The sequence below is a fragment of the uncultured Microbacterium sp. genome (assembly GCF_963524805.1).
In the GTDB taxonomy this organism is placed as follows: Bacteria; Actinomycetota; Actinomycetes; order Actinomycetales; family Microbacteriaceae; genus Microbacterium.
The window spans coordinates 138,861-162,695 of sequence record NZ_CAURGG010000009.1 but is presented as its reverse complement, the minus strand read 5'-3'; the positions used below and the strand labels follow the sequence as shown (position 1 = coordinate 162,695).

Genomic DNA, 23,835 nt, shown 5'->3' with positions numbered 1-23,835 from the left:
GCGCGGCAGCGGCTTCCGCGGCGGCCAGGGCAGCCCGCGCCTGTGCGGCCTTCAGCTGCGCTTCGGCCGCCTCCGCCTCGGCGCGCAGGCGCGCGAGCTCGCTTTCGGCGGCGGCGACGGCGGGGTCGGAGGAGTCAGGCGCACTCATGCGCTCAGCCTACTGAGGGGCTGCGCTGACGTGCCGTTCCCGTGCGCGAACGATCGAGCGCTCCTTCACCAGGAGCGGCGCGAAGAATCCCCCGACGATCAGGACGACGCCGACGCCGATCATTGCGCCGCCCAGGGTGTCGCTGAGCCAGTGCGCATGCAGCGCCGTCCGGCTGATCGCCATCAGCATCACGTAGATCACCCCGATGATCGCCACGAACAGACGGGGGAAGAGGATGTAGGCCACGGCCGCCAACGTCGCGGCATTCGCCACATGCCCGGAGGGGAATGAGCCGAAATCGGAGAGCACGATGATCTCCTCGGGGCGGGCGCGCCCGAACAGGTGCTTGAGCACCTGAACGGCTCCCGCGGACGCCAGCTGCGCGATCACGAAGAACAGGGCCGACCAGGGCCGTTTGATCAGCACGAGCACCAGAGCGACCGCGATCGGCACGACGAAGATGCCGAACCACCCCGCCCCCAGGAAGTTCATGACCTGCGAGAACGCGATGAGCACCGGAATGTCGTTGGCGAACAGCAGCGCGTTCCACCACTCGTCGAGGTCGAACGGCTCCGTCCGCGAGAGGATGAGCGCGCCGAGTCCACACGCCGCCAGCAGCAGGATGCCTCCGACCGTGAACAGCACGGGGCGCGAGAGATTGTCCGCCCGGGCGCGGTCTACGGTGGTCATCGTCCCATTGTGGCCCCTGCGCCCCCGGACGCACCCGGGCTTTGCGCAAGTCGTGCGGCCTGCTATGGCGTCAGCATCCCCACGGTCCGCGGTCGCACGATCGCCCACAGCGCCACGACGCCGATCACCGCACACCCGGCCATGACCGCCGCCATGGTCGTGGCGGTGATGCCGGCATCCCGCGAGATCCATCCCACCACCGGCGAGATGATCCCGGCGATGCCGAAGTTGGTGGCTCCGATGAGCGACGCCGCCGTGCCCGCCGCCTTGCCGTGGCGATCCAGCGCCAGCACCTGCACGCACGGGAAGGTGAAACCGCAGGCCATCAGGAAGACGAACAGCGGAATGACGGTGCCCCAGAGGCCGAACCCGAGCTGGTCGAAGACGATGATCGCGGATGCCGCCACCACGAGCACGGCGGTGGAGAAGGCGAGCACCCACTGGGGACCGAACCGCGCGGCCAGGCGCGAGGCGAGCTGCACGCCGATCACCAGCCCGAGCGAGTTCGCGGCGAACAGCAGGCCGTACTGCTGCGCGTCGAAGGCGAACGTCTGCTGGAACAGGAACGAGGATGCCGACAGGTAGGAGAACAGTCCGCTGAAGGTCATGGCGCCGATCACGAGCGTGCCGATGAACACGCGGTCCCGCAGCACGCTGCGGTAGCGCTGCAGCACCGTCGTGCTGCCCCTGTCACTGCGTCGGGCCTTCGGAAGCGTCTCGGGGATCACGAAGATCGTGCACGCCAGCATCACGGCGCCGTACAGCGCCAGCACGAGGAAGATGCCGCGCCACGGCATGACCGACAGCAGTGCCGAGCCGATCAGGGGTGCGGCGACCGGCGCCACTCCCGAGACGAGCGCGAGACGGGAGAGCATCACCACGAGACGCTTGCCGCCGAACAGGTCTCGCACGATCGCCATCGCGACGACGCCGCCGGCGGCGGCGCCCATGCCCATCCCCACGCGGGCGACCATCAGGAGCTCGATCGTCGGCGCGAGCGCCGCGGCCACGCTCGCCACGACGTGCAGGGCGGTGACCGCCAGCAACGGCACGCGCCGACCGACCTTGTCGCTCAGTGGTCCGACGATGAGCTGTCCGAGCGCGAAGCCGACCATCGTGCCGGTGAGCGTGAGCTGGATCACCGCCGCGGTCGTGCGGAAATCCGTCTCGAGCACCGGGAATGCCGGCAGGTAGAGGTCGATCGTGAACGGGCCGAGCGCGGTCAGCGCGCCGAGCAGCACGATGTACGCGACGCGCTTGCGGTGCGGGATCGCATCGCCCGGGTGCAGCATGATCGGCGCGGTCGCCGGATTTCTGCCGAGCGTGCGGATCGCGCCCGTCGTGAGCGGTCGCGGATCCGGCACACGGGCTGATGCGGTCGGCATCGACTCGCGCGGTGGCATCTGCTTCTGGGCGGGAATGGTCGAGGTATCGAGCAAAGTCTCTTCGTTTCGGCGACAGGTCTTCAGCGGCGGGTGTGCTGCGCGACAGCCGGAAGCGCCGTCACCGACGGTTCCGCCTGCGACGCTGGGGGGGATCGTCGAACCGCCCGAATCGATTCGACAATCCATCGTACCGGACGCGGACAGGTGGTCCTTCGCGAAGGGGGACCGACAGGCGAATCCCCCTGTCGGCCTGCTCCCAGACCCGAACGCATGCAGTCGAATAGGATGAAGGTCCCTCCCGCACCGCAGCCCACCGTTCCTCCGGGCGCCTGAGCCGAGATCACACACATGACCCCGACACCCCCGCGCCCCACCGAAAAGCAGACGAGCGGCAACCCGGCCACCCAGGCGCAGATCGCTCAGAGCGTCAAGCAGCAGCGTGAGAAGAAGCGCCAGGAGAAGCTCGCCGAGTACCAGCGGCAGCTCGCCAAGCGCCGCCGCAGCAAGCTCGTGTGGTGGATCGTCGGCTCGGTCGTCGCCATCGGAGTGATCGCCGCGATCGTCGCTTCCGTGGTCTTCGCCCCGACGCCGCCGCCGAGCCTGGATCCCGGCGACGGCGACGGTTCGTCGATCGACGGGCTCGAGACCTTCGAGAACACGGCCAACCATGTGGACGGACCCGTGGAGTACGCGCAGACACCGCCCGTGGGCGGCGATCACAGCGCGCTCTGGCTCAACTGCGGCGTGTACCACCAGGCCGTGCCCAACGAGAACGCCGTGCACGCCCTCGAGCACGGCGCGGTGTGGGTGACCTACGACGCCTCGGCCGTGTCGGCCGACGAGCTGAGCGCCCTCGAGGCTCAGCTGCCGTCGTCCTACGTCGTCGTCTCGCCGTATGAGGGGCTGGACGCGCCCATCGTCATGAGCGCATGGAATGCGCAGGTCAAGCTCGACTCCGCCGACGACCCGCGCGTCTCGCAGTTCCTCGAGGCCTACTGGCGAAGCCAGAACTCCCCCGAGCCCAACGCCGCGTGCACCGGCGGCCTCGACGCACCGGGCAAGCAGTAGGTCCGATGAGCGCGGAGGCGTCCGGATCGACGGGGCCGCGGCGCTGGCTCCTGATCGTCCTGGCATGCCTCGCAGTCGGAGGTCTGGCCTTCGCCATCGGCCGCTTCTCGGCATTCGGCACCTCTCCCTCGACGCCGAGCACGAGCTCGGCCGAGGCGGGCTTCGCGCGCGACATGCAGGTGCACCACGCCCAGGCGATCGCCATGGCGATGGAGATCTACCGCAAGACCGACGACGAGCAGCTGCGCGCCCTGTCGTACGACATCGCCACCGGCCAATCCGGACAGCGCGGGGAGATGTTCGAGTGGCTGGTGAGCTGGGGGCTGCCGCAATCCGGCGGGCCCCTGATGGGATGGATGGCCTCCGGTGAGAGCGGCCACGAGCACGGCGGCGACGAGGCGGGGCCCGCGCAGACGGAGGACGAAGCGCGCGCCGCGATGGGCATGGCCTCGGACGCCGAGCTCGACGCCCTCGCCCAGGCGACCGGCGAGAGCGCGGACTGCCTGTTCCTGCAGCTCATGATCCGCCACCACGAAGGCTCCGTTCCCATGGCCGAGGCGGTGCTCGACCTCGGCAGCGAACCACGCGTCCTTCAGGTCGCCGAGACGATCCGCGTCGGGCAGACCGCTGAGATCGCCGCGATGCAGAGCATGCAGGAGCGCCTCGGCTGCACCCCCTGAGCGGGCTCGCGGCAACGCCGGATCGCTACAGTGGGCGGGTGAGTCCTCCGCCGGCATCCCCCGCCACCCAGCCCGTGCTGGTGCGCGTCGCGGTGATCCTGATCTACCTCAGCGGCTTCGCGAGCGTGGCCATCGGCATCCTCGTGCTGCTGAGCAGGTACCGCGTGGAATCCGCGCAGGTCCTCACCGTCTCGCTGCTGGGCGCGGGCGTGATCCTCTTCGGCCTGCTGACGATCGCCGTCGCGTCGGGTATCGCGCGCGGACGTCCGGGCGCGCGGCTGCTGCTGACGATCTACCTCGCCGTCCAGCTCGTGCTGCACGTGGTGACGATCGTGACCGCCGATACCTGGGACTGGACCTCGGTCGTCGAGATCCTCGTCTACGCCTTCATCGGCATCGCGGTGTGGACGCCGCCGGGTTCGCGTTACTTCGCGACCGAGCCGGTGCCGGACGCCGGCACCGACGCGAGCGCCGGCACCGCAGAGAGCACCCTGCTCACATAGCGGCGGTGGAAGAACCGCACGATCTCGATCGCCGCGATGGTGGCGACCGTGACGACAGCCACCAGCCACGCACACTCCTCGCCCGGATCGACCAGCTGGAAGAACTCCGTCGACACCGGGATGGTGAAGATCGCAACGAGGGCGACGAACATCGCGCCGATCACGAGTGCCTTGTACCGGTTGATCGGCCGCGAGAGCACCGTGAGCACCCAGATGCCGACGATCGCCAGGATGATGGTCGATCCCGTGCGCAGCTGCGCCTGCTCCACGCCGATCCGCATCGCTCCGAGCGTGTACAGAGTGAGGGAGATCGCGATGATGATGCCCGCCGGAATCGCGAAGCTCAGCGATCGCTTGAGAAAACCGGGCACGTACCGCTGCGTGTTGGGCATGAGCGCGAGGAAGAATGCCGGGATGCCGATCGTGAGCCCATCCGTGATGGAGAGCTGTCGAGGCAGGAACGGGAACTCGAGCACCAGGATGCCGAAGAGGATCGCCAGGCCGGTGGCGTACGCGGTCTTGGTCAGGAACAGCATCGAGACGCGCTCGATGTTCGCGATCACCTGACGCCCCTCGGCGACGACATCGGGCAGATGCGAGAACTGACCGTCGAGCAGCACGAGCCGCGCCACTGCCTTCGTCGCGGCGGCGCCGGAGTTCATCGCGATTCCGATATCGGCGGTCTTGATGGCGAGGGCATCGTTCACCCCGTCGCCGGTCATCGCCACGACATGACCGCGGCTCTGCAGGGCCACGACCATGCGCTTCTTCTGTTCGGGCGTCACACGACCGAAGACCCGATGGGTCTCGAGCACGTCGGCCAGCTCCGCGTCGCGCTCGGGCAGCGTGCGCGCATCGAAGCCCTCTGCGACTTCGAGGCCGACCTCGCGGGCGATGGCGGCAACCGTGCGCGGATTGTCGCCCGAGATGATCCGGATGCCGACCCCCTGCGCCTGGAAGTACGACAGCGTCTGTGCGGCGTCGGGTCGCACCTGCTCGCGGAAGGTCAGTACGACCGCCGGCATGAGACGGGCGGGGAGGCGCTCGGCATCCACGTCGTGATCCGTGAGCGCGACCGGCGAGTGACCGAGGACCAGGGTTCGCCGCCCCGTCGAGGCCAGCCGGGTGACCGTTTCGCCGAGCTGCTCGGACGGATCGGACGCGGCATCCCCGAACACCATCTCGGGAGCGCCGAGCACCCACGTGCCGCCCGCGTCGGCGAAGGAGACGGCGCTCCACTTGCGAGCGGACGAGAACGGGACGTACGCACTCACCGCGGCAGCGCTCCCGGACGGAAACGGTTCCTGCAGGCAGCGCGCCGTCGCGTTCGCGTCGGGAGCAGCGCCGTACCAGGCGAGCGCACTCTGCCACCCGGGCGCTTCACCGGACACTGGATGCGATCCGTCGAAGCGGATGTCGCCTCCGGTCAGGGTGCCGGTCTTGTCCAGGCAGATCACGTCCACGCGAGCGAGGCCCTCGACCGCGGGCAGCTCGTTGACGAGCACCTGCCGACCCGCGAGCTTCGCGGCGCCGACCGCGAAGGCGATCGAGGTCACCAGCACGAGCCCGAGCGGGATCATGGCCGTCAGCGATGCGATGGTGTTCACCACCGCCTGCACCCAGGTGCCGCTCTCCCACGCCGGCACCCACCCGCCCGCGACCATCATCTGGGCATTGAGCACGAGCAGGCCGATCGGCCCGATGCCCCAGCCGACCCAGGTGAGCACGCGGTCGATCGAGGTGCGCAGCTCCGAGGAGACCATCGAGAACCGCTTGGCCTCGTCGGCGAACTTGTTGGCGTAGGAGTCGGCGCCCACCCTCGTGACGCGGGCGTCGCCCTCCCCCGCGACGACCACCGACCCCGAGAGCGCCTCATCGCCGCGACTCTTGTCGACGGCATCGGACTCGCCGGTCAGCATCGATTCGTCGATCTGCAGCGCCCGGCCGTCGGCGACGACCGCGTCGGCGGGCACCTGGTCGCCCGCCCTCAGCACGAGGATGTCGTCCTGCACCACCTCGGCCGGGGCGATCTCCGCTTCCTGTCCGTCCCTGCGCACCCGTGCCCGCGGGGCGTTCAGCAGCGCAAGGCGGTCGAGCTTCGCCTTCGCACGGAACTCCTGGACGCACCCGATGATCGCGTTCGCGAACGCCGCCAGCCCGAACAGCGCATCCTGCCACCGGCCCAGCAGGAGCAGCACGAGGAAGCAGGCGCCGACGATGCCGTTGAACAGCGTGAAGACGTTGGCGCTGACGATGTTCCAGACGCTCCGGCTGGTGTCGGCCGTGAACGCGTTGGACCGGCCGTCAGCGGTGCGCTCCTCCACCTGAGCCCTCGTCAGGCCGACCGCCGGATCGACGTGCTCGGCCGGTGCGTCGAGGTCTGCAGCGGCATCCATGGATCACACACTATGACCACCCTCGTGATGTGCGCCGACCGGGGATGCCGGAGAATAGGTGGCCTATGAGCTCCTCGCCCGACGCCCTTCTCCACCTCGCCCACGCCGGTGTCTCCGTGATCGTCGACGCACGCTTCGGCCGCCTCCCCGCCATCATCCACTGGGGGCCGCAGCTCGATGAGCTGGATGAGGCCGCACTGATCGGACTGAGCGATGCATCGGTGCCGGTCGTCGGCTCGAACAACGTCGACACCCCTCCGCGCGTGGCGCTGCTTCCCGAGCACCACACCGGATGGACCGGGCGGCCGGGCATCTCCGGCTCGGCAGCGGGAAGCGGCTGGTCACCGCGGTTCACGACGACGGCGATCACGCTGGATGGCGCACCGGTGAACGGAGTGGCCTCGGCCGGCGCGGGACGGGCGGTCTTCACCGCGCTCGACGACGAGGCGAGGCTGTCGCTGCGTCTCGAGCTCGAACTGCTTCCGAGTGGGCTGATCCGCTCCCGGGCGACGCTGTCCAACGAGCGGGACGCGCCGTTCACCGTGGAGGACGTATCGCTCGTCTTCCCACTGCCGGCCGAAGCGACCGACGTCCTGGATTTCACCGGCCAGCACAACTATGAGCGCGTTCCCCAGCGCGGACCCCTTCGGGCCGGCATCCACCTCCGGGAGAACCGGCGTGGGCGCACAGGCGCGGACAGCGCCTACATCCTCCACGCCGGCGTTCCCGGATTCGGCTTCGCGGAGGGACGCCTGTGGGCCGTGCACACGGGGTGGAGCGGAAACCACCGCCACTACGTCGAGCGCGTCTACACCGGCGAGCAGGTGCTCGGCGGGGGCGAGGTGCTCCTTCCCGGCGAGATCATCCTCCGGAAGGGCGAGGCCTACGAGACGCCGTGGATCTACGGTGCGCACGGCGACGGTCTCGACGAGGTCGCGCACCGATTCCACGATCACCTGCGCGAGCTGACGGTGGGTCGCCCCGCCGACCGGCCCGTCACGCTCAACGTCTGGGAGGCGGTGTACTTCCGCCACGACGCCGACGAGCTGATCGCGCTCGCAGACCAGGCGGCCGCGATCGGCATCGAGCGGTTCGTGCTCGACGACGGCTGGTTCGGCGACCGTCGCTCCGACCGCGCCGGCCTCGGCGACTGGGTGGTCGCGACGGACGTGTGGCCGGACGGCCTGCACCCGCTCGTGGATCACGTGACGGCCTTGGGCATGCAGTTCGGGCTGTGGTTCGAGCCCGAGATGATCAATCTGGACAGCGACCTGGCCCGCCGGCATCCGGAGTGGATCATGGCCGCGCGCGAGGAGCTGCCCGTCGAGTCTCGCGCGCAGCACGTGCTCAACCTGGCGGTGCCCGGCGCGTACGAGCACGTGAAGAACCAGATGCTCGCCCTGCTCGACGAGTACGCGATCGACTACATCAAGTGGGACCACAACCGCGACCTGACCGAGGCAGGCGACCGGACTCGCGGGGGGAGGCCGGTCGTGCACGAGCAGACGCTCGCCTTCTACCGTCTGCTGCGCGAGCTGAAAGAGGCGCACCCGCGGCTGGAGATCGAGTCGTGCTCGTCGGGGGGCGGGCGAGTCGACCTGGGGGTGCTCGAACTGACCGACCGCATCTGGGTCTCGGACAACAGCGACCCGCACGACCGGCAGTCGATGATGCGGTGGAGCGCCCAGCTTGCTCCGCCGGAGTATCTCGGCGCGCACATCGCCTCGGACCGGTCGCACACGACCGGACGCCGGTTGGATCTCACGTTCCGGGCGATCACGGCCGTCTTCGGGCACCTCGGGATCGAGTGGGACCTCGGGGAGGCGACGGATGCCGAGCTGAGCGTGCTCGCCCGGTGGATCGCCTTCCACAAGGAGCATCGCCGGCTCCTGCTCGGCGGCGAGCTCGTGCGCATGGACACCGCTGATCCGCGCATCGTGGTGCATGGGGTGGTCGCCGCCGACGACTCGGAGGCCCTCTTCTCGGCGGCCGTGCTCGACACTGCCCACCCCGAACCGCCGGCGCGTCTGCGGCTGCGCGGCCTGGACCCGGAACGCACCTACCGCCTGACGCCGGTGTTCATCGGTGCGCTCCCGTCCGGTCTGATCCCGCCGGCGTGGTGGGGCGAGCCGAGCGACGCCGAGGCCCTCGCCTCGCAGGAGTACTGGGATCGTGCCGAGCGCGCCGACGTCATCTACCCGGGGGCCAGCTTCCGCGGCGACGTCCTCGCGACGGTCGGCGTGGCGGCACCGCGCCTGCACCCCGATCAGGCGGTGCTGTACCGCGCCGTCGCAGCGGACTGAGCCGGACGCACGATCGGCCGGGATCGCAGCCCTCCCTCCGGATGACTGCCCTCCCGGCCGATCGGCCGTGCGCAACTGCTACTTGACGGAACCGGCCGTCAGACCGCGGACGAAGAAGCGCTGCAGGGCGAAGAAGATCACCAGCGGCACCACCAGGGTGATGAACGAGCCCGCCGCGACGCGCTGCCAGCCCTGACCGTACTGCCCGAGCAGGGTGTACAGCCCCTGCGTGAGCACCTGGTTCGGGCCGCTCTGGATGAACAGGTAGGCCACGAAGAAGTCGTTCCACACCCACAGGAACTGGAAGATCGCGAACGAGGCCAGTGCGGGCACCGACATCGGCACGATCAGCCGCCAGAAGATCTGGAAGTGGCTGGCCCCGTCGACACGAGCTGCCTCGATCAGCGAGTTCGGCAGCGTCTGCATGTAGTTGCGCAGGATGTAGATCGCCAGCGGCATCGCGAACGTCGCGTGCACGATCCAGGCGGCGGGGTACTGCCCGATGATCTGGATGCCCGTCGTGTTCCCGAACCACACGAACAGCTGCAGGATCGGGATCACCGCGATCTGGATGGGAACCACCATGAGCGCGAGGATCACTGCGAAGTAGATCTCCTTGCCGCGGAACTCGAAGAACGTGAACGCGTAAGCGGCCATCGCGGCGATCATCACGGGGAGGACCGTCGCGGGGACCGTGACGGCGACCGAGTTCCAGAAGGTCGTTCCGGCATCCAGCGCCGTCCACGCCTGCGCGAACGCATCGAAGGTCCAGTCCTGTCCGAACGGGTTCAGGAAGACCGTCCACCACCCGGTGGCGTCCACGTCGGCCTTGCTGCGGAAGCTCGTGATCAGCAGACCGAGGAGGGGGAACAGCCAGGCGATCGCGATGATCGCCATGATGATCGTGATCAGGACGCGGGGCTTCTGCTTCTCAGTGCCGTCCGCATTGCGCTTCTTGGTCTTGGCCTGAACGTCGACCGACTCGCGCTTGCCCGTTTCTTCGTCGACGATCGGGGTCGGGATGAGGGTCATCGGAGTTCCTCCTGCGACTTGTAGCTGCGGACTTGGTACACGATGAGCGGGATCACGGCGACCATCAGCACGATCACCACGGCCGCGGCCTTGCCCGGGTTCTGGAAGCTGAACAGCTGCGAGTAGAACTCGACGACCAGCACGCTGGTGTTGTACTGCCCGCCGGTCATGGCGTAGATGATGTCGAAGCTCTTCATGACGAAGATCGTGACGGTGACGAAGACGGCCAGCACAGTGCCGCGGATCTGCGGGACGATCACGAGGAAGAAGGTCTTCCGCTCGCTGGCGCCGTCCAGACGCGCGGCCTCGATGGTCTCTTCCGGCACGCCCTTGATCGCCGCCGACAGCAGCACCATCGCGAAGCCGACCTGCAGCCAGATGACGATGAACATCAACAGGAAGCTGTTCACCCGAGCGGCATCGATCGTGAGCCAGGGGATCGGATCCTGGCCGGTGACTCCGGTCCAGATCGCGTTCAACAGGTAGATCTGCGGATTGCCCGGAGGCGCGTAGAAGTAGATGAAGCGCCACGTCACGGCCGCCGCGATACCGCTGATGGCCATCGGGATGAAGATCATGGCCTTGAACGACTGCTCACGCCGCTTGCCGAGACGGTCGGTGAGGATCGCCACGAGAAGCCCGACCAGCACGGTCGCCGCGGGCACGACCAGCACCCACAGCAGGTTGTTGATCAGGACGCTGATGAAGTTCGGGTCCGTGAACAGGGAGACGTAGTTGTCGAATCCGACGAAGGTCGCTCCCTCACCGCGCCGCTGGCTCTGCTTCATGAAGCTCTCCACGAACGTGCGCAGAGCCGGATAGAGCAGGAAGACCGCGACCAGGACGATCACCGGCAGCAGGAACACGTACGGCAGCAGCCGCGTCTTGGTCTTGTCGTTCGTCTTCTCGACGATGAAGTTGAGCAGCCAGAAGATGAGGAAGGAGATGCCGAGGCCCAAGACCACGGATATGAGTGCACTGAATACGGGGCCCATCGAATACCGCCTGACGTCTTTGTGAGGATGATGGTGATGCTAGTGGGGAGCGGCGCCGGTGCGCGGTGCCCGGCGCCGCCCCTCTCCGCCTGAGCGGAGCGTCGATCTCAGATCAACGGTCGGGCCACGACGCGTCGATCGCGTCGAAGGCCTGTTCCATGCTCTTCTGACCCGAGAACCAGCTCGTCAGCTCGCTCCACTCGGTGCCGGCTCCGACCTCGCCGGGCATCTGGTCCGAAGCGTCGAACCCGAAGAGCGTCGAAGCCGCGAGCAGCTCCTGGGCCTTCTTCTGGAACTCCGTGGTGTAGAACGACGTGTCGAAGTCGTTGTGCGGCGAAAGGAAGATCGCCTGGCTGGCGTATCCGTTCGTGCCGAACTCCGGACCCGTGATGTATTCGACGACCTGCTTGACATCGTCCGAGTCGGTGAAGGCACCGACCAGGTCACCGCCACCGAGCATCGCCGTGTCGGTTCCCTCCGGCGAAGGCAGCTGGAAGAAGTCGATGTTCGACAGGTCGCCGTCCTGGATCTGCGCCTTGATGTCGTCCGGGAAGAAGTCCGCGATGAACGATCCCTGACGCATCATGAAGCACTGGCCGTTCTCCTTGCCGGAGACGAACAGCTGGTTGCCGGCGGTCTGGAACGACGTGGTCGCCGCGGCTGCGCCGCCGCCGTTGATCTTGCCCTCGGTGAGCAGCTCGTCCGCCACCTTGTCGCCCGCTTCATTCACGGTCGGGCTGTTGAAGAGCGTGTCGCCCGCGATCCAGGAGTTGTACTCCTCGAGACCGCCATAGCGCAGCACGTACTCCTCGAGCCAGTCGGTGGCCGGCCATCCGGTCGCGCCGCCGGACTCGAGGCCGACGCACCAGGGGTAACCCAGGCCGCTGTCGATGATGGTCTGCTGGACAGCGCTCATCTCCTCGTCCGTGGTCGGCACCGTGAGCCCTGCGGCTTCGAAGGCGGCCGGGTTGTACCAGACGAGCGACTTGACGTTGATCGAGTACGGCAGACCGAACGTCTGGCCGTCGACGACGGCGATATCGCCGAGGCCGTTCGCCTCATCGGCCGTGACCGCTTCGACGTCGATCCCGATGTCCTCGAGCGGGAACAGCGTCTGCGTCTGGCTCTTCAGGACGCCCGGCTGGGGGTAGATCGCGATGTCGGGCGGGTTGCCCGCCGTGGCTCGCGCGATGACGGCTGTCTGGAAGTCGGTGTTGCCGTCGTAGCGCACCTTGATGCCCGACGTCTCGCTCCACTTGTCGAGGTCGGCCTGGAAGGCCGCCGCCTGCGCGTCGGTGAATCCGCCGAGGATCGAGACCTCTCCTCCGTCTCCCCCGCCATCGCCGCTGTCGCCGCCTCCGCCGGTGCAGCCGGCGAGCGCCAATCCGACGACTCCCAGCGCGACAACCGGCGCAAGGATACGTCTGTGCTGTGACATGCCCATGTGTGCTTCTCCTCTTTGAGTCCACGATGCCCTCGTGGCGCGGTCGCTTCGGGAACCGCTTCCACACAACGTATTGGATCTTGACAAGGCGCACAACCACAGATTTAGTGGGCACTTAGCAAGTGTTGATTTTCCGCGACCACTGCAGGATGACGATGTCCTGGAACCGTTCCCATAAAGGTCGGGATCTCGTATGCTGGCACGGATCCGCGCCGGGCGTGATCTGTGATCTCCGTCGAAGGGCAGACACGTGAGCGGCATAGCGGAGGTGGCACGCCTCGCGGGGGTGTCCAAGTCCACCGCCAGCCGCGCCCTCGGGGCCACCGGCTACGTGTCCGAGGACACCCGGCGTCGCGTGCACGATGCCGCGGCATCCATCGGCTACGTCCCCTCGACGAGCGCGGTGAGCCTGGCCACGGGTCGCACGCAGAACGTCGGCGTGGTCATGCCGTACGTGAACCGGTGGTTCTTCGCCGAGGTCCTGGAGGGCATCCAGCAGTCCCTGCTCGAGCAGGGACTGGACCTCACGCTGTACGACGCCAAGCCCGGCTCGGACGGGCGTCACCGCATCTTCGAGGACTTCCTCGCGCGCAAGCGGTTCGACGGCCTGATCGCGGTCGGACTAGAGCCGGATCATCAGGAGATCGACCGGCTGGTGACGATCGGCCGGCCGATCGTGAGCGTCGTGGGCTCGGGAGATGCGACGACGGTCGTCGAGATCGACGACGACTATGTCGCCCGGCGGGCGACCGAGCACCTCATCGCGCTGGGACATCGCGAGATCGCCTTCCTGGGCGGGGGGACGACCACCCACTGGGCACAGGTCGACCGTCGCCGCCTCAACGGCTACCTCAGCGCGATGGAGGGTGCCGGTCTCGCCGAGCACGTCGTGCACATCTTCTCGGAGGTCACACTGCCCGGCGGGTACGCCTCGGCCGTCGACGCTCTCGGCGATTCCCGTGCCCGGCCGACGGCGATCGTCGCCACGTGCGACGAAGTGGCGATCGGCGCCATCATCGCCGCCCGGCGGCTGGGTGTGCAGGTGCCCAGCGACCTCAGCGTGATCGGCATCGACGATCACGAGTTCGCTGACATGTTCGCCCTCACCACCCTGCGGCAATCGCCGCGCGAGCAGGGCCGCGTCGCCGTCGACCTGCTGCTGGCGCACCTGGACGACCCCAGTCTGGCCACGAGGACCGTGCGGATGCAGGCACAGCTGGTCGTCCGCAACTCCACTGCGGCGCTGGATCCCCGCAGCTCCGCCGTCGCGATCGACGCGCGCCGTCACAGCCCCCGCTGAGCGGCATCCACCACCACCTCGAAGGAGTCATCCGTGTTCGACCTGCCCGATTCCTGGGTCTGGGACTTCTGGTTCGCCGACGACGGCGACCGGTACCATCTGTTCTTCCTCTACGCATCGCGGGCACTGCACGACCCGGACCGCAGGCACCTGCGGGCTTCGATCGGCCATGCCATCTCGGACGATCTCGTCTCCTGGCGGCGCGTCGAGGATGCGCTCGTGCGCGGCGACGCTCCGGCGTTCGATGACGTGGCGACATGGACGGGCAGCGTCGTCCGAGGCGATGACGGCGTGTGGCACCTGTATTACACCGGCATCCAGTTCGAGGAGGGGCGCAACGTGCAGCGCCTGGGCTTCGCCACCTCGCCCGACTTGATGACGTGGGACAAGGCCGGAGCCGATCCGGTCGTCACCGCCGATCCGCGCTGGTACGAGCAGGCGGCGACATCCCCCTGGAACGAGGAGACGTGGCGGGACCCGTGGGTCTACCGCGATCCCGCCGGGGGCGGCTGGCACCTGCTCGTGACCGCCCGGGCCACCGACGGCGATTCGCTCGATCGCGGGGTCGTCGGGCATGCCACCTCGCCCGACCTGCGCAGCTGGCAGGTCGGACCACCGCTCAGCTCACCCGCGGACGACGGCTTCGGCCAGCTCGAGGTCATGCAGGTGGAGGAGATCGAAGGCCGGCCCGTGCTGATCTTCTCCTGCCTGCCCCCTCAGGCCTCAGAGGGACGCCGTGCGGCGTTCCCGGGCGGCGCGATCTGGGCGGCGCCGGCAGACTCGCTCACCGGCCCCTTCCACATCGATCGCGCCTACCCGCTGGCCGACCAGGACCTGTACGTCGGTCGCCTGCTGCGCCCCCGCGACGACCGCAGGTGGCTGCTGTTCGCGTTCCGCAACTTCGGCCCGGACGGCGAGTTCGTCGGGGGCATCACCGACGGGATGCCGGTCGCCTGGGACGGCGACAGGCTGGTGGTCGAACGACCCGGAACGTGAAAGAAGGCCCCGGATGCAGCATCCGGGGCCTTCTTCGTGAAGAAGTGACTACTTGAGGGTGACGGTCGCGCCGGCCTCTTCAAGAGCAGCCTTGCCCTTTTCGGCCGCCTCCTTGGAGACGCCCTCCAGGACAGCCTTCGGTGCACCGTCGACGACGGCCTTGGCCTCGCCGAGGCCGAGAGCGGTGAGCTCGCGGACGACCTTGATGACCTGGATCTTCTTCTCGCCGGCGGCCTCGAGCACGACGTCGAACGCCGTCTGCTCCTCGACCTCTTCGGCGGGGGCGGCACCGGCAGCAGCCGGGCCTGCAACGGCGACGGGCGCCGCGGCGGTGACCTCGAAGGTCTCCTCGAACTTCTTGACGAACTCCGACAGTTCGATGAGCGTGAGCTCCTTGAACGCGTCGAGCAGCTCGTCGGTGCTGAGCTTTGCCATGATTTTCTCCTTGCTTGGGTTTCTGTCAGCCGCGCCCTGATCAGGCGGCGGACTCCTGCTTCTCACGCAGCGCGTCGACCGTGCGAACGGCCTTCGACAGCGGTGCGTTGAACAGATATGCGGCGCCGAACAGCGAGGCCTTCATCGCACCGGCGAGCTTCGCCAGCAGGACTTCACGGCTCTCAAGGTCAGCGAGCTTGTTGACCTCATCGGCGGTCAGGGCGGCACCGTCGAAGTACCCGCCCTTGATCACCAGAAGAGGGTGTGCCTTGGCGAAGGCGCGCAGACCCTTCGCGACGGAGACCGGGTCACCGTGCACGAAAGCGATGGCCGAGGGACCCTTGAGGTCCTCGTCCAGCGTGGAGATCCCGGCCTTGTTGGCAGCGATCTTGGTCAGCGTGTTCTTCACCACGGCGTATTCCGCGTCCTGACGAATGCTGTTGCGCAGCTCCTTGAGCTGGGCAACCGTCAGACCGCGGTACTCGGTCAGCAGAACGGCGGTCGAGTCCTCGAAATGCTTCGTGAGCTCGGCGACCGATGCATCCTTCTGCGCCATGGCCACTCCTTGTGTGTACGAGACGCTCCACGATGGCGGGGCGCCGGCCGACGGCATCCGCTCATCGATTCTCAACTCGACAGATGAAAAGAGCTCCGGCGCAAGCGCACGGAGCTGGATTCTCGGAGGAGATTCGTGTCGTACACCTGCGCGGGCCCCTGCACTGCAGAGCTTCGATCTCCGTACGCTTGCACGCACGTCGATGACCAGCGGTCTTCGGCTGGGTTCCAGGTTACGCGATGCCCGCCGCCGCGCAAAATCGCCGCCGCCTCCCCGCGCCCTTGCGCGAGATCACCCCGTGTTCGCGAGGTCACCCTCCCCCGCCGCACGGGGCGTGTCATCTCGCGGACAGCGGGTGATCTCGCGCAGGGCCGCTCGCTCACCGGCCGCCGGTGCCCGGGCGGTGCGCCAGGACGAAGGCCGTCGCCTCGGCGCGGGAGGCGACTCCGAGCTTGCGGAAGATCTTCGCGACGTGAAACTTGACAGTGTTCTCGCTGATGCCCAGGTGCGCGGCGATCTCGCGGTTGCGCTGCCCGGCGATCAGGAGCTCCAGCACCTCGCCCTCGCGCGGCCCGAGATCCCAGGCCGGAGGAGCGGCGGACAGCGCGGGCGGCGGATCCAGGGGCATCACCACCGACATCTCGGTCCCCCATCCCGGCGTGGCCTCGAACGCGAGCCGGCCGTTGAGGGCGAGGACCCGCTGGCGGACCAGCCGGAGCTGCACGCTCTCTTCGGACAGGTCTCCGGGGCCGTCATCGCGCACGTTGATCAGCAGGTTCGTGCCGTCGCAGTCCCACTGCACGCGCACGCGGCTGACATCGTGCCGGTCGACGAGGGCGAGGATCGACCCCCGTACCACGGCGCGCGCCCCGTGGGCGATCTCGCTCGGCAGGGCGCGGCCGTCGACCGGCGGCTCGACGAACTGGACATCGATGTCGCGGTAGCGCACGAGCGGGCGCAGGTCATCGCGCAGGCGCTCGAACGCTGAGGTCACCGGCTCTTCGGTGAACGTGCGCACTCTGTCGCTCGCCGTTCGCAGGTGCACCATGCCCTCGGCCGCGATCTGCGTCGCGGTGCGGCGGGCCGACCGATCATCGAGCGTGGTCGAGCGCAGCGCCGCGAGCACCGACTCCAGCGTCGTGGAGTACTGATCGGCCAGCTCCGTCAGCGCCTCCATGCGCACGCTCGACGTCGCCCGCGCCAGCTGCAGGTAGTCGGGCGGCGCGGCGTCGGCCAGCTCCTGCGCGCGCAGGGCGACGATGTTCCAGAGCGCGAGGACGGCGGCATCCGCCCGCGAATCGCCGGGCTCGGCCAGCACGAGAAGCGCGCCGTTGCCCGACACCGCGTGCAGGGCCTCGATCTGGCCCGTCGCGGTGGCGATCACCGCGCGACGCGTATGACCCGGGTGCAGGAGGCGGCGCACTTCGTCCAGCGCGAGGAACGAGACTCCGTCGACGAACGCGGCAGCTCCGGTGCCGTAGCGCTGACCTCCGGTGGCATCGGCGACGAGGAACACGAGGGCGGAGTGGGTGACCATCGGATGCAGCAGCATCGAGAGCCGACGAGGCATGAGAGCCGGCGGCGCGGTCAACACGTCCGCGAGTCCGCGAATGAGGATGAGGTCCCGCTCGACGACGTCGTCGACCGGATGGCTCTGCACGGAGGTCATCCCCCCACCCTAGGGACGCCGCTACCCGTTCGGGTGGGCACAACGACCCCGAGGAGCGATCGACCCACTCGAACGAACCAGACAGTCTCGAAGAGAGCCGGTACGACGGGTCGGGAGAGAGGACGAAGATGTCTGGAAACAGAGCGGTCGCCTATGAGGGGCCTGGAGTCGTGAAGGTGATCGACACCGATTACCCCGACTTCGAACTGCACGACGGCCCCGGTGTGAACCCGGCCAACGTGGGTCGCAAGATCCCCCACGGCGCGATCCTGCGCACCGTGGCGACGAACATCTGCGGCTCCGACCAGCACATGGTCCGCGGACGCACCACGGCTCCCGCCGGGCTGGTGCTCGGCCACGAGATCACCGGAGAGGTGGTCGAGGTCGGCCCCGATGTCGAGTTCATCCGGGTCGGCGACATCGTCTCGGTGCCGTTCAACATCTCCTGCGGGCGATGCCGCAACTGCAAGGAGGGCAAGACCGGCATCTGCCTCAACGTCAACCCCGACCGCCCCGGCAGCGCCTACGGCTACGTCGACATGGGCGGCTGGGTGGGCGGTCAGGCGGAGTACGTCCTCGTGCCCTACGCGGACTGGAATCTGCTGCGCTTCCCCGACCGCGATCAGGCTCTGGAGAAGATCCTCGACCTCGCGATGCTGTCCGACATCTTCCCGACCGGCTTCCACGGAGCGGTCACGGCCGGAGTCGGCGTCGGCTCCACGGTCTACATCGCCGGCGCGGGGCCGGTGGGTCTTGCCGCCGCCGCGGGAGCGCAGCTCCTGGGCGCCGCCGTCGTCATCGTCGGAGACCTGAACGAGGACCGCCTCGCCCAGGCCCGCAGCTTCGGATGCGAGACCGTGAATGTCGGCTCCGGCGCCGTACCTGACCAGCTCGAGCAGCTGCTCGGCGTACCCGAGGTCGACGCCGCGGTCGACGCCGTCGGCTTCGAAGCGCGCAGCGAAGGGCACGGCGCGTCCGCGAAGGAGGCGCCGGCGACGGTGCTGAACTCGCTGATGGATGTGACTGCCGCTGGCGGGGCGGTCGGCATCCCGGGTCTGTACGTGACCGGGGATCCGGGCGCCGTCGACGATGCCGCCAAAGTCGGGTCGCTCTCGATCAGCCTCGGCACCGGGTGGGCGAAGTCGCTGTCGTTCACGACCGGCCAGTGCCCGGTCATGCGCTACAACCGGCAGCTGATGATGGCGATCCTGCACGACAAGGTGCACATCGCCGCCGCCGTCAACGCCAAGGCCATCTCGCTCGACGACGCCCCCCGGGGCTACGCCGAGTTCGACGCCGGGGCCGCGACCAAGTACGTCCTCAACCCCAACGGCTACATCGCCGCCTGAACCCCATCCCGAGTACACCGAACACGCTAGGAGCACACCCATGTCCACCGTCACCCTCGAAGACGCCCGTCGCGTCATCGCCGCCGCCGAGAAGAAGGCGACCGAGATCGGTCAGCCGATGAACATCGCCGTGGTCGACTCGGGCGGCAATCTCGTCGCCCATGTCCGGCAGGACGGCGCCTGGATCGGCAGCGTCAACATCTCGATCAACAAGGCCTGGACCTCGAAGGCGTTCGACATCTCCACGAAGGACCTCGGAGACAACTCGCAGCCGAACCAGCAGTTCTTCGGCATCCAGAACACGAACGGCGGCAAGGTCGCGATCTTCGCCGGCGGCATCCCCCTCGTCCGCGACGGAGTCGTCGTCGGCGCCGTGGGTGTCAGCGGCGGCTCGGGCGAGCAGGACCACTCGGTCGCCGAGGCCGGAGTCGCGGGGCTGTAGCCCGGCCTCTTTCGCGAGATCACCCTCTGTTCGCGAGATCACCCACTGTCGCTGTGTGCAATGTGCGGATTCGCGAACAGCGGGTGATCTCGCGGCTCAACGCGGAGGATGGATGCCGAAAGCAGCGAGTCGGACGCGAAGGGCCTGCGGGCTCCCGATGTGCTCGTCTCCCCAGCGAGCGAAGCGCCCCTGAGTGGTGCCTCGGATCCAGTCCTCGCGCTTCTTCTCATCGAGCACCACTTCTTCGATGGTCTTGCCGCGGCGCATGGCTTCGTCGAGGTACTTGTCTTTGCCGTCGAACTCACCCCACGCCGCGACATCGCCCAGCCTGAAGTCCACCCAGTAGGTCCGGCCCGCGGGACCGGCGACGGGCACCTGCAGGTCGGGCCGAGCGAATCCGAGGCGGAGAAGTTGAAGGCGACTCACGCTCTCGCCGGGCAACTGGGCGCGACCGTCAGCGATGTCGATGAGCCGACGCGCCTGTTTGATGCCGCGTGCGCCCGCGCTTTCGCGTGCCCTCGCAGACATCCGGTCCTTCCAAGCCGCATGCGCACCGGCATCCCAGTTCTGACCGTCAACCGAGATCGACCTGAGTGCTGCGTCCATACACGCCAGGGCCACCTCTGCCCGGTATACGCGCGCCACATCGAAGACCGTCCGCTCGAGCGAGGTGCATCGAACGCCGTCGATCACGACGACATCGGATTGATCCAGTGCGTTGAGGTGTCGGCGGATTCCCGCCCGCGTCGCGGCGCGCAGACGTCCGTGGATCGTGAACTCGACCTCGCGCGGAACGTGCCGGAACAGCGGCAGCCCCCATGCGACGGCGGCGGAGAGGTGTGAAGCGACGCCGGCTCCGCCCCGCATCTCCTGAACGGCAGCGCACAGCTCGATCCGATGGCGGGACTCGGGCCAGAGATCTGCCCACAGCTCCGACGACACGAAGCGATTACGGTGCACGCGTCGAAAGCTCGCGCCCGGACCCGTCCGATCCAGTTCGCACGCGGGCCAGCCGTCGATGAGCAGCTGCTCTCGCGTCCGGACCGAGTCCCTCAGTTCGACAAGGCGGAGGCTGCGCACGTGAGAATCGTGACGCGCGCCTCTCCGGTGCGCGGTGCAGATCCTTGCATCAGCGGACTTCCCGCCGACTCGGGTAGTTGGGGAGGAGTCCCCACAACGCCCGAGATCACCTGTTCTTCGCGAGATCACGCGCCCCCTGCGATGGCGGCGGGTGACTTCGCGAACACGGGGTGATCTCGCGCAAACGCGAAGGGACCTCGCCGTCATGGCAGCCGTCTCCCGGACACGCGAGGACGCGGGCGCACGATGTCCCGCCGCGGGGTTAGCCTCGAACACGTGACCCCAGAACTCGCCGCGATGCATCCCGTGCTCGCCGCGCGGATCGTCGCGGACTCCCGCGATCGGGTCGCCTGGACGCGCGCGCGCTCGCGAGGGATCACCGCGACCGATGTCGCGAGCCTGACCTCGACCAACGCGATCGCCAAGGCCGCTGACGCCAAGCTCATGGGCTCCGGGTTCTCCGGCAACGCGTACACCGCGCACGGCCGCGTCCGCGAGCCGGAGATCGCCCGCTGGGTCGCCGCGACCCACGGCATCCTGCCCTCGAGCGCCCTGTTCCACGCCGAGGTCGAGAAGCGGCACCTCGCCACCCCCGACGGCGTGGTCATCGACTCCGAGGGCCGCGTGATCCTCTGCGAGATCAAGACGACCAACAAGTCGTGGCGCAGCATCCCCCGGTCGTATCTGCGTCAGGTGTGGTGGCAGCAGCATGTCCTCGGTGCCGAGCGCACGCTCGTTGCTTGGGAGGAGCACGACGGCTTCGTCCCGGTCGACGACGAGCCCCGGTGCGCCTGGGTCGATCGCGACGAGGCCGAGATCGGCACGCTGGTGCGCCTGGCCACGACCTTGATCGACGAACTCCACCGGCGCACCATGCTGTCCCGCCGAACGCTCGAAGATCAGCGGATGCCGCGCCCCACGCCGCGCGAGCCCTTCCGCGCCCTCGCCCTCGCAGACTGACCCGAACGGGAATAGTTGACGCCCGTCAACCATTACCTATATAGTTGACCTAGTTCAACAGTTGACTCAGATCAACAAGTCGCCGCCGTTGCCGACATCCCCGTTCGCACGCTCCGAAGGATGCCATGTCCACGCCCCCAACCCCTCACGCCACCGAAGAACTCCAGGCGCCGAAGATGACGCACCGCCAGGTGCTCGAGGCCCTGTCCGGGCTGCTGCTCGGCATGTTCGTCTCGATGCTCGCCTCGACCGTCGTCTCCACCTCGCTGCCGGTCATCATCCACGATCTGGGCGGCACGCAGGCTTCCTTCACCTGGGTCGTGACCGCGACCCTGCTGACCACGGCGATCTCCACACCGATCTGGGGCAAGCTCGCCGACCTGTTCAACCGCAAGCTGCTCATCCAGATCGCGATCGCCATCTTCGTGCTCGCCACCGCAGCCGCGGGCTTCTCGCAGAGCCCGGAGATGCTCATCGCCTTCCGCGCGGTGCAGGGCATCGGCGCCGGCGGTCTGGCCGCCCTCAGCCAGGTGCTGATGGCCGACATCATCAGCCCGCGTGAGCGCGGCCGCTACATGGGCCTGTTCGGCGCCGTGATGGCCGTCGCCACGATCGGCGGCCCGCTGCTGGGCGGCGTCATCACCGACACGCTCGGGTGGCGCTGGAACTTCTACGTCGCCCTTCCCTTCGCGGTGCTCGCGCTCATCATCCTGCAGCGCACCCTGCACGTCGTTCCCCGCGCCAAGCGCAAGGTGTCGATCGACTACTTCGGCATCGTGTTCCTCTCGGCAGCCGTCTCGCTGCTGCTGATCTGGGTGACCCTCGCCGGCGACTCGTTCGAGTGGTGGAGCATCGAGACGCTCCTGATGGTCGGCGGCGCGGTGCTCGGCACGATCCTGTTCATCGTCACCGAGCTGCGCGCGAAGGAGCCGCTCATCCCGCTCTCGATGTTCCGCAACCGCACGTTCACCCTGGCGGTGATCGCCTCGATCGCCACCGGCATCGCGATGTTCGGCGCGTCGGTGTTCCTCAGCCAGTTCATGCAGCTCGCCCGGGGCGCCACGCCGACCCAGGCAGGTCTCATGACGATCCCGATGATCGCGGGGCTGCTGCTGGCCTCGATCGGCGTCGGCGCGCTCATCACGCGACTCGGCACATGGAAGCCGTTCCTCATCCTCGGCGGGGCGCTGCTGATCGCCGGGTCGTACCTGCTCTCGACGATCCACTACGACACGAACTTCGCGCTCGTGTCGCTGTACATGTTCCTTCTGGGCGCCGGCGTCGGCATGACGATGCAGAACCTCGTCCTGGTCGTGCAGAACACCTCGAACCCGAGCGAGATCGGCGTCGCCAGCTCGGGCGTCACGTTCTTCCGCAGCCTCGGCGGCACGATCGGCGTCTCCCTGATGGGCGCCGCCCTCGCGGCACGGGTGACCGAACTGGTCTCCTCGGGCAAGGACGACATCGCCACCGCGATCGCGGGCCTCGGCGCGAATGCGCAGAAGTGGGCCGACACGCTGTCGTCGGGCACGCTGCCCCAGGTCTCCGCCATGCCCGAATCGCTGCGGGTCATCTTCGAGGACATCTACGCCCAGGGGATCTCGCACTCGTTCCTCATCGCGGTCCCCTTCGCCGTGGTGAGCCTCATCGCGATCGTCTTCCTGCCGAACACCCCGCTGACGCGCATGACCACCAGCGAGCGCATGCGCGCAAGTGAAGCGGACCTGGCCACCGTCTCGGTGCCGGAGGGCATGGAGGTGCTCGCCGGGACGGGCACGAATCGAATTCCGGATGCCGCGACCCGCGAGTCCGCTTCGTCCGACTCGCGCCGCGCGAACCGGTAGTCTCCGACGGTGATGGACGACGAAACACGAGGAGCGCGCACCGACGCGGTGCGCGCCCTCGAGTCCGAGTTCGGCGAGCTGATCAGCCGCATGCGGCGGGTACTCGCTGACAACGCGCAGCGGGTGAGCCCGGGCATGCTTCCCGGCGCATACAAGGTCTTCACCACGATCGTGCGCCGCGAGAGCGTGACCCTGTCCAGCCTCGCCGAGTCGCTCATGGCCGACAAGGGCCAGATCAGTCGCACGGTGCGCGAACTCGAGGAGCTGGGCCTGGTCACCCGCACACCGGATCCTGCCGACGGCAGATCGAGCCTGCTCTCCCCGACGGCAAGCGGCCTGGAGCGCCTGGCGGCCGCCCGGGCTCCGCAGGAGAGCGTCCTTCTGGACACCCTGGAGGGGTGGTCGGTCGAGCAGATCAGCGATCTCACGCGACTGCTGCACGCGCTCACCGCCGGCGAGACGCCCTGATCCCGTGCTCGGCGGCCACACGAAACTTCCGGCCCGGCTTGTTCAGCCGGTAGCACCCGCGTAACACGGGCGAGACATAGTCAGGCTTGACT

Annotated in this window: 21 protein-coding genes; 11 read left to right on the top strand and 10 right to left on the bottom strand. The window is 68.2% G+C overall.

All coding sequences use genetic code 11. The features are described 5' to 3' along the window. Positions 1 to 157: 157 nt before the first annotated feature. Together RWQ91_RS15310 and RWQ91_RS15305 are read right to left on the bottom strand one after the other, a co-directional pair. Positions 158 to 838: a phosphatase PAP2 family protein gene (locus tag RWQ91_RS15310; protein WP_314507734.1), complete on the bottom strand. Its 681-nt coding sequence runs from the start codon at positions 836 to 838 to the stop codon at positions 158 to 160. 62 nt (positions 839 to 900) lie between these two features. Next, a complete protein-coding gene (locus RWQ91_RS15305; protein ID WP_399546597.1) occupies positions 901 to 2,277 on the bottom strand; it encodes a multidrug effflux MFS transporter in 1,377 nt (458 codons plus the stop codon). A gap of 294 nt (positions 2,278 to 2,571) precedes the next feature. Here RWQ91_RS15305 and RWQ91_RS15300 point away from each other — a divergent pair, with 294 nt between their 5' ends. Genes RWQ91_RS15300 through RWQ91_RS15290 form a run of 3 tightly spaced genes read left to right on the top strand, consistent with a single transcriptional unit; the run spans position 2,572 to position 4,474 of the window. Then, positions 2,572 to 3,291 (top strand): DUF3105 domain-containing protein, encoded by a 720-nt coding sequence (locus RWQ91_RS15300; protein WP_314507732.1) that lies wholly within the window; start codon positions 2,572 to 2,574, stop codon positions 3,289 to 3,291. 5 nt (positions 3,292 to 3,296) lie between these two features. After that, positions 3,297 to 3,971 carry a DUF305 domain-containing protein gene (locus tag RWQ91_RS15295; protein WP_314507730.1) on the top strand — a complete coding sequence of 225 codons (675 nt, stop codon included), beginning with the start codon at positions 3,297 to 3,299 and terminating at the stop codon, positions 3,969 to 3,971. 38 nt (positions 3,972 to 4,009) lie between these two features. Next, positions 4,010 to 4,474 (top strand): hypothetical protein, encoded by a 465-nt coding sequence (locus RWQ91_RS15290; protein WP_314507728.1) that lies wholly within the window; start codon positions 4,010 to 4,012, stop codon positions 4,472 to 4,474. Here RWQ91_RS15290 and RWQ91_RS15285 read toward each other — a convergent pair. Continuing rightward, entirely contained in the window at positions 4,396 to 6,870 is a 2,475-nt protein-coding gene (locus RWQ91_RS15285) for an HAD-IC family P-type ATPase (protein WP_314507726.1), read from the bottom strand. The two genes, RWQ91_RS15290 and RWQ91_RS15285, sit on opposite strands and share 79 nt — an antisense overlap. 65 nt (positions 6,871 to 6,935) lie before the next feature. Here RWQ91_RS15285 and RWQ91_RS15280 point away from each other — a divergent pair, with 65 nt between their 5' ends. Then, a complete protein-coding gene (locus RWQ91_RS15280) occupies positions 6,936 to 9,173 on the top strand; it encodes an alpha-galactosidase (RefSeq protein WP_314507724.1) in 2,238 nt (745 codons plus the stop codon). Between the two features lie 78 nt (positions 9,174 to 9,251). Here RWQ91_RS15280 and RWQ91_RS15275 read toward each other — a convergent pair whose 3' ends face one another. The 3 genes from RWQ91_RS15275 to RWQ91_RS15265 all read right to left on the bottom strand — a co-directional run bounded on the left by RWQ91_RS15275 (position 9,252) and on the right by RWQ91_RS15265 (position 12,644). Then, positions 9,252 to 10,205: a carbohydrate ABC transporter permease gene (locus RWQ91_RS15275; protein WP_314507722.1), complete on the bottom strand. Its 954-nt coding sequence runs from the start codon at positions 10,203 to 10,205 to the stop codon at positions 9,252 to 9,254. Continuing rightward, positions 10,202 to 11,170, bottom strand: coding sequence for a sugar ABC transporter permease (locus RWQ91_RS15270; protein ID WP_314507720.1), 969 nt, complete (start codon positions 11,168 to 11,170; stop codon positions 10,202 to 10,204). Before RWQ91_RS15270 ends, RWQ91_RS15275 begins: the two co-directional genes overlap by 4 nt. Before the next feature lie 142 nt (positions 11,171 to 11,312). Beyond that, positions 11,313 to 12,644: an ABC transporter substrate-binding protein gene (locus RWQ91_RS15265; RefSeq protein WP_314507718.1), complete on the bottom strand. Its 1,332-nt coding sequence runs from the start codon at positions 12,642 to 12,644 to the stop codon at positions 11,313 to 11,315. A gap of 250 nt (positions 12,645 to 12,894) precedes the next feature. On the opposite strand from RWQ91_RS15265, the gene RWQ91_RS15260 reads away from it, so the two are divergent. Together RWQ91_RS15260 and RWQ91_RS15255 are read left to right on the top strand one after the other, a co-directional pair. Continuing rightward, entirely contained in the window at positions 12,895 to 13,944 is a 1,050-nt protein-coding gene (locus RWQ91_RS15260; RefSeq protein WP_314507715.1) for a LacI family DNA-binding transcriptional regulator, read from the top strand. 33 nt (positions 13,945 to 13,977) lie between these two features. After that, positions 13,978 to 14,940, top strand: coding sequence for a glycosyl hydrolase family 32 (locus RWQ91_RS15255; RefSeq protein WP_314507712.1), 963 nt, complete (start codon positions 13,978 to 13,980; stop codon positions 14,938 to 14,940). A 48-nt stretch (positions 14,941 to 14,988) separates the two neighbouring features. Here the strand turns inward: RWQ91_RS15255 and rplL are convergent, their stop codons facing one another. The 3 genes from rplL to RWQ91_RS15240 form a co-directional block, all read right to left on the bottom strand. Then, positions 14,989 to 15,375, bottom strand: a complete 387-nt coding sequence (gene rplL / locus RWQ91_RS15250; protein ID WP_314507710.1) for a 50S ribosomal protein L7/L12 — start codon at positions 15,373 to 15,375, stop codon at positions 14,989 to 14,991. Between the two features lie 40 nt (positions 15,376 to 15,415). Next, positions 15,416 to 15,931: a 50S ribosomal protein L10 gene (gene rplJ, locus RWQ91_RS15245; RefSeq protein ID WP_091708211.1), complete on the bottom strand. Its 516-nt coding sequence runs from the start codon at positions 15,929 to 15,931 to the stop codon at positions 15,416 to 15,418. Between the two features lie 379 nt (positions 15,932 to 16,310). After that, positions 16,311 to 17,600 carry a LuxR C-terminal-related transcriptional regulator gene (locus RWQ91_RS15240; RefSeq protein WP_314507704.1) on the bottom strand — a complete coding sequence of 430 codons (1,290 nt, stop codon included), beginning with the start codon at positions 17,598 to 17,600 and terminating at the stop codon, positions 16,311 to 16,313. Between the two features lie 128 nt (positions 17,601 to 17,728). On the opposite strand from RWQ91_RS15240, the gene fdhA reads away from it, so the two are divergent. Beyond that, positions 17,729 to 18,949 (top strand): formaldehyde dehydrogenase, glutathione-independent, encoded by a 1,221-nt coding sequence (gene fdhA / locus RWQ91_RS15235; protein ID WP_314507702.1) that lies wholly within the window; start codon positions 17,729 to 17,731, stop codon positions 18,947 to 18,949. Between the two features lie 40 nt (positions 18,950 to 18,989). Next, the gene (locus RWQ91_RS15230; RefSeq protein WP_314507701.1) at positions 18,990 to 19,391 is read left to right on the top strand and encodes a heme-binding protein; all 402 of its coding nucleotides are present in this window, start codon (positions 18,990 to 18,992) and stop codon (positions 19,389 to 19,391) included. A 96-nt stretch (positions 19,392 to 19,487) separates the two neighbouring features. On the opposite strand, the gene RWQ91_RS15225 is transcribed toward RWQ91_RS15230, so the two are convergent. Further along, on the bottom strand, positions 19,488 to 20,471 hold the full coding sequence (locus tag RWQ91_RS15225) for a hypothetical protein (protein ID WP_314507698.1): 984 nt from the start codon (positions 20,469 to 20,471) through the stop codon (positions 19,488 to 19,490). 297 nt (positions 20,472 to 20,768) lie between these two features. Between RWQ91_RS15225 and RWQ91_RS15220 the strand changes: the two genes are divergently transcribed. The 3 genes from RWQ91_RS15220 (at position 20,769) to RWQ91_RS15210 (ending at position 23,743) form a co-directional block, all read left to right on the top strand. After that, a complete protein-coding gene (locus RWQ91_RS15220; RefSeq protein WP_314507757.1) occupies positions 20,769 to 21,431 on the top strand; it encodes a YqaJ viral recombinase family protein in 663 nt (220 codons plus the stop codon). Positions 21,432 to 21,556: 125 nt separating this feature from the next. Beyond that, positions 21,557 to 23,275, top strand: coding sequence for an MDR family MFS transporter (locus RWQ91_RS15215; RefSeq protein ID WP_314507695.1), 1,719 nt, complete (start codon positions 21,557 to 21,559; stop codon positions 23,273 to 23,275). 12 nt (positions 23,276 to 23,287) lie between these two features. Next, complete coding sequence (locus RWQ91_RS15210; protein WP_314507754.1) at positions 23,288 to 23,743, top strand: MarR family transcriptional regulator; 456 nt, start codon at positions 23,288 to 23,290, stop codon at positions 23,741 to 23,743. Positions 23,744 to 23,835: the final 92 nt, after the last annotated feature.

Coding starts and splice junctions, on each gene's coding strand:
- RWQ91_RS15280 (WP_314507724.1), top strand. CDS start 6,936: ATGAGCTCCTCGCCCGACGCCCTTCTCCACCTCGCCCACGCCGGTGTC.
- RWQ91_RS15285 (WP_314507726.1), bottom strand. CDS start 6,870: ATGGATGCCGCTGCAGACCTCGACGCACCGGCCGAGCACGTCGATCCG.
- fdhA (WP_314507702.1), top strand. CDS start 17,729: ATGTCTGGAAACAGAGCGGTCGCCTATGAGGGGCCTGGAGTCGTGAAG.
- RWQ91_RS15265 (WP_314507718.1), bottom strand. CDS start 12,644: ATGGGCATGTCACAGCACAGACGTATCCTTGCGCCGGTTGTCGCGCTG.
- RWQ91_RS15275 (WP_314507722.1), bottom strand. CDS start 10,205: ATGACCCTCATCCCGACCCCGATCGTCGACGAAGAAACGGGCAAGCGC.
- rplL (WP_314507710.1), bottom strand. CDS start 15,375: ATGGCAAAGCTCAGCACCGACGAGCTGCTCGACGCGTTCAAGGAGCTC.
- rplJ (WP_091708211.1), bottom strand. CDS start 15,931: ATGGCGCAGAAGGATGCATCGGTCGCCGAGCTCACGAAGCATTTCGAG.
- RWQ91_RS15220 (WP_314507757.1), top strand. CDS start 20,769: ATGCATCCCGTGCTCGCCGCGCGGATCGTCGCGGACTCCCGCGATCGG.
- RWQ91_RS15215 (WP_314507695.1), top strand. CDS start 21,557: ATGTCCACGCCCCCAACCCCTCACGCCACCGAAGAACTCCAGGCGCCG.
- RWQ91_RS15240 (WP_314507704.1), bottom strand. CDS start 17,600: ATGACCTCCGTGCAGAGCCATCCGGTCGACGACGTCGTCGAGCGGGAC.
- RWQ91_RS15230 (WP_314507701.1), top strand. CDS start 18,990: ATGTCCACCGTCACCCTCGAAGACGCCCGTCGCGTCATCGCCGCCGCC.
- RWQ91_RS15295 (WP_314507730.1), top strand. CDS start 3,297: ATGAGCGCGGAGGCGTCCGGATCGACGGGGCCGCGGCGCTGGCTCCTG.
- RWQ91_RS15310 (WP_314507734.1), bottom strand. CDS start 838: ATGACCACCGTAGACCGCGCCCGGGCGGACAATCTCTCGCGCCCCGTG.
- RWQ91_RS15210 (WP_314507754.1), top strand. CDS start 23,288: ATGGACGACGAAACACGAGGAGCGCGCACCGACGCGGTGCGCGCCCTC.
- RWQ91_RS15300 (WP_314507732.1), top strand. CDS start 2,572: ATGACCCCGACACCCCCGCGCCCCACCGAAAAGCAGACGAGCGGCAAC.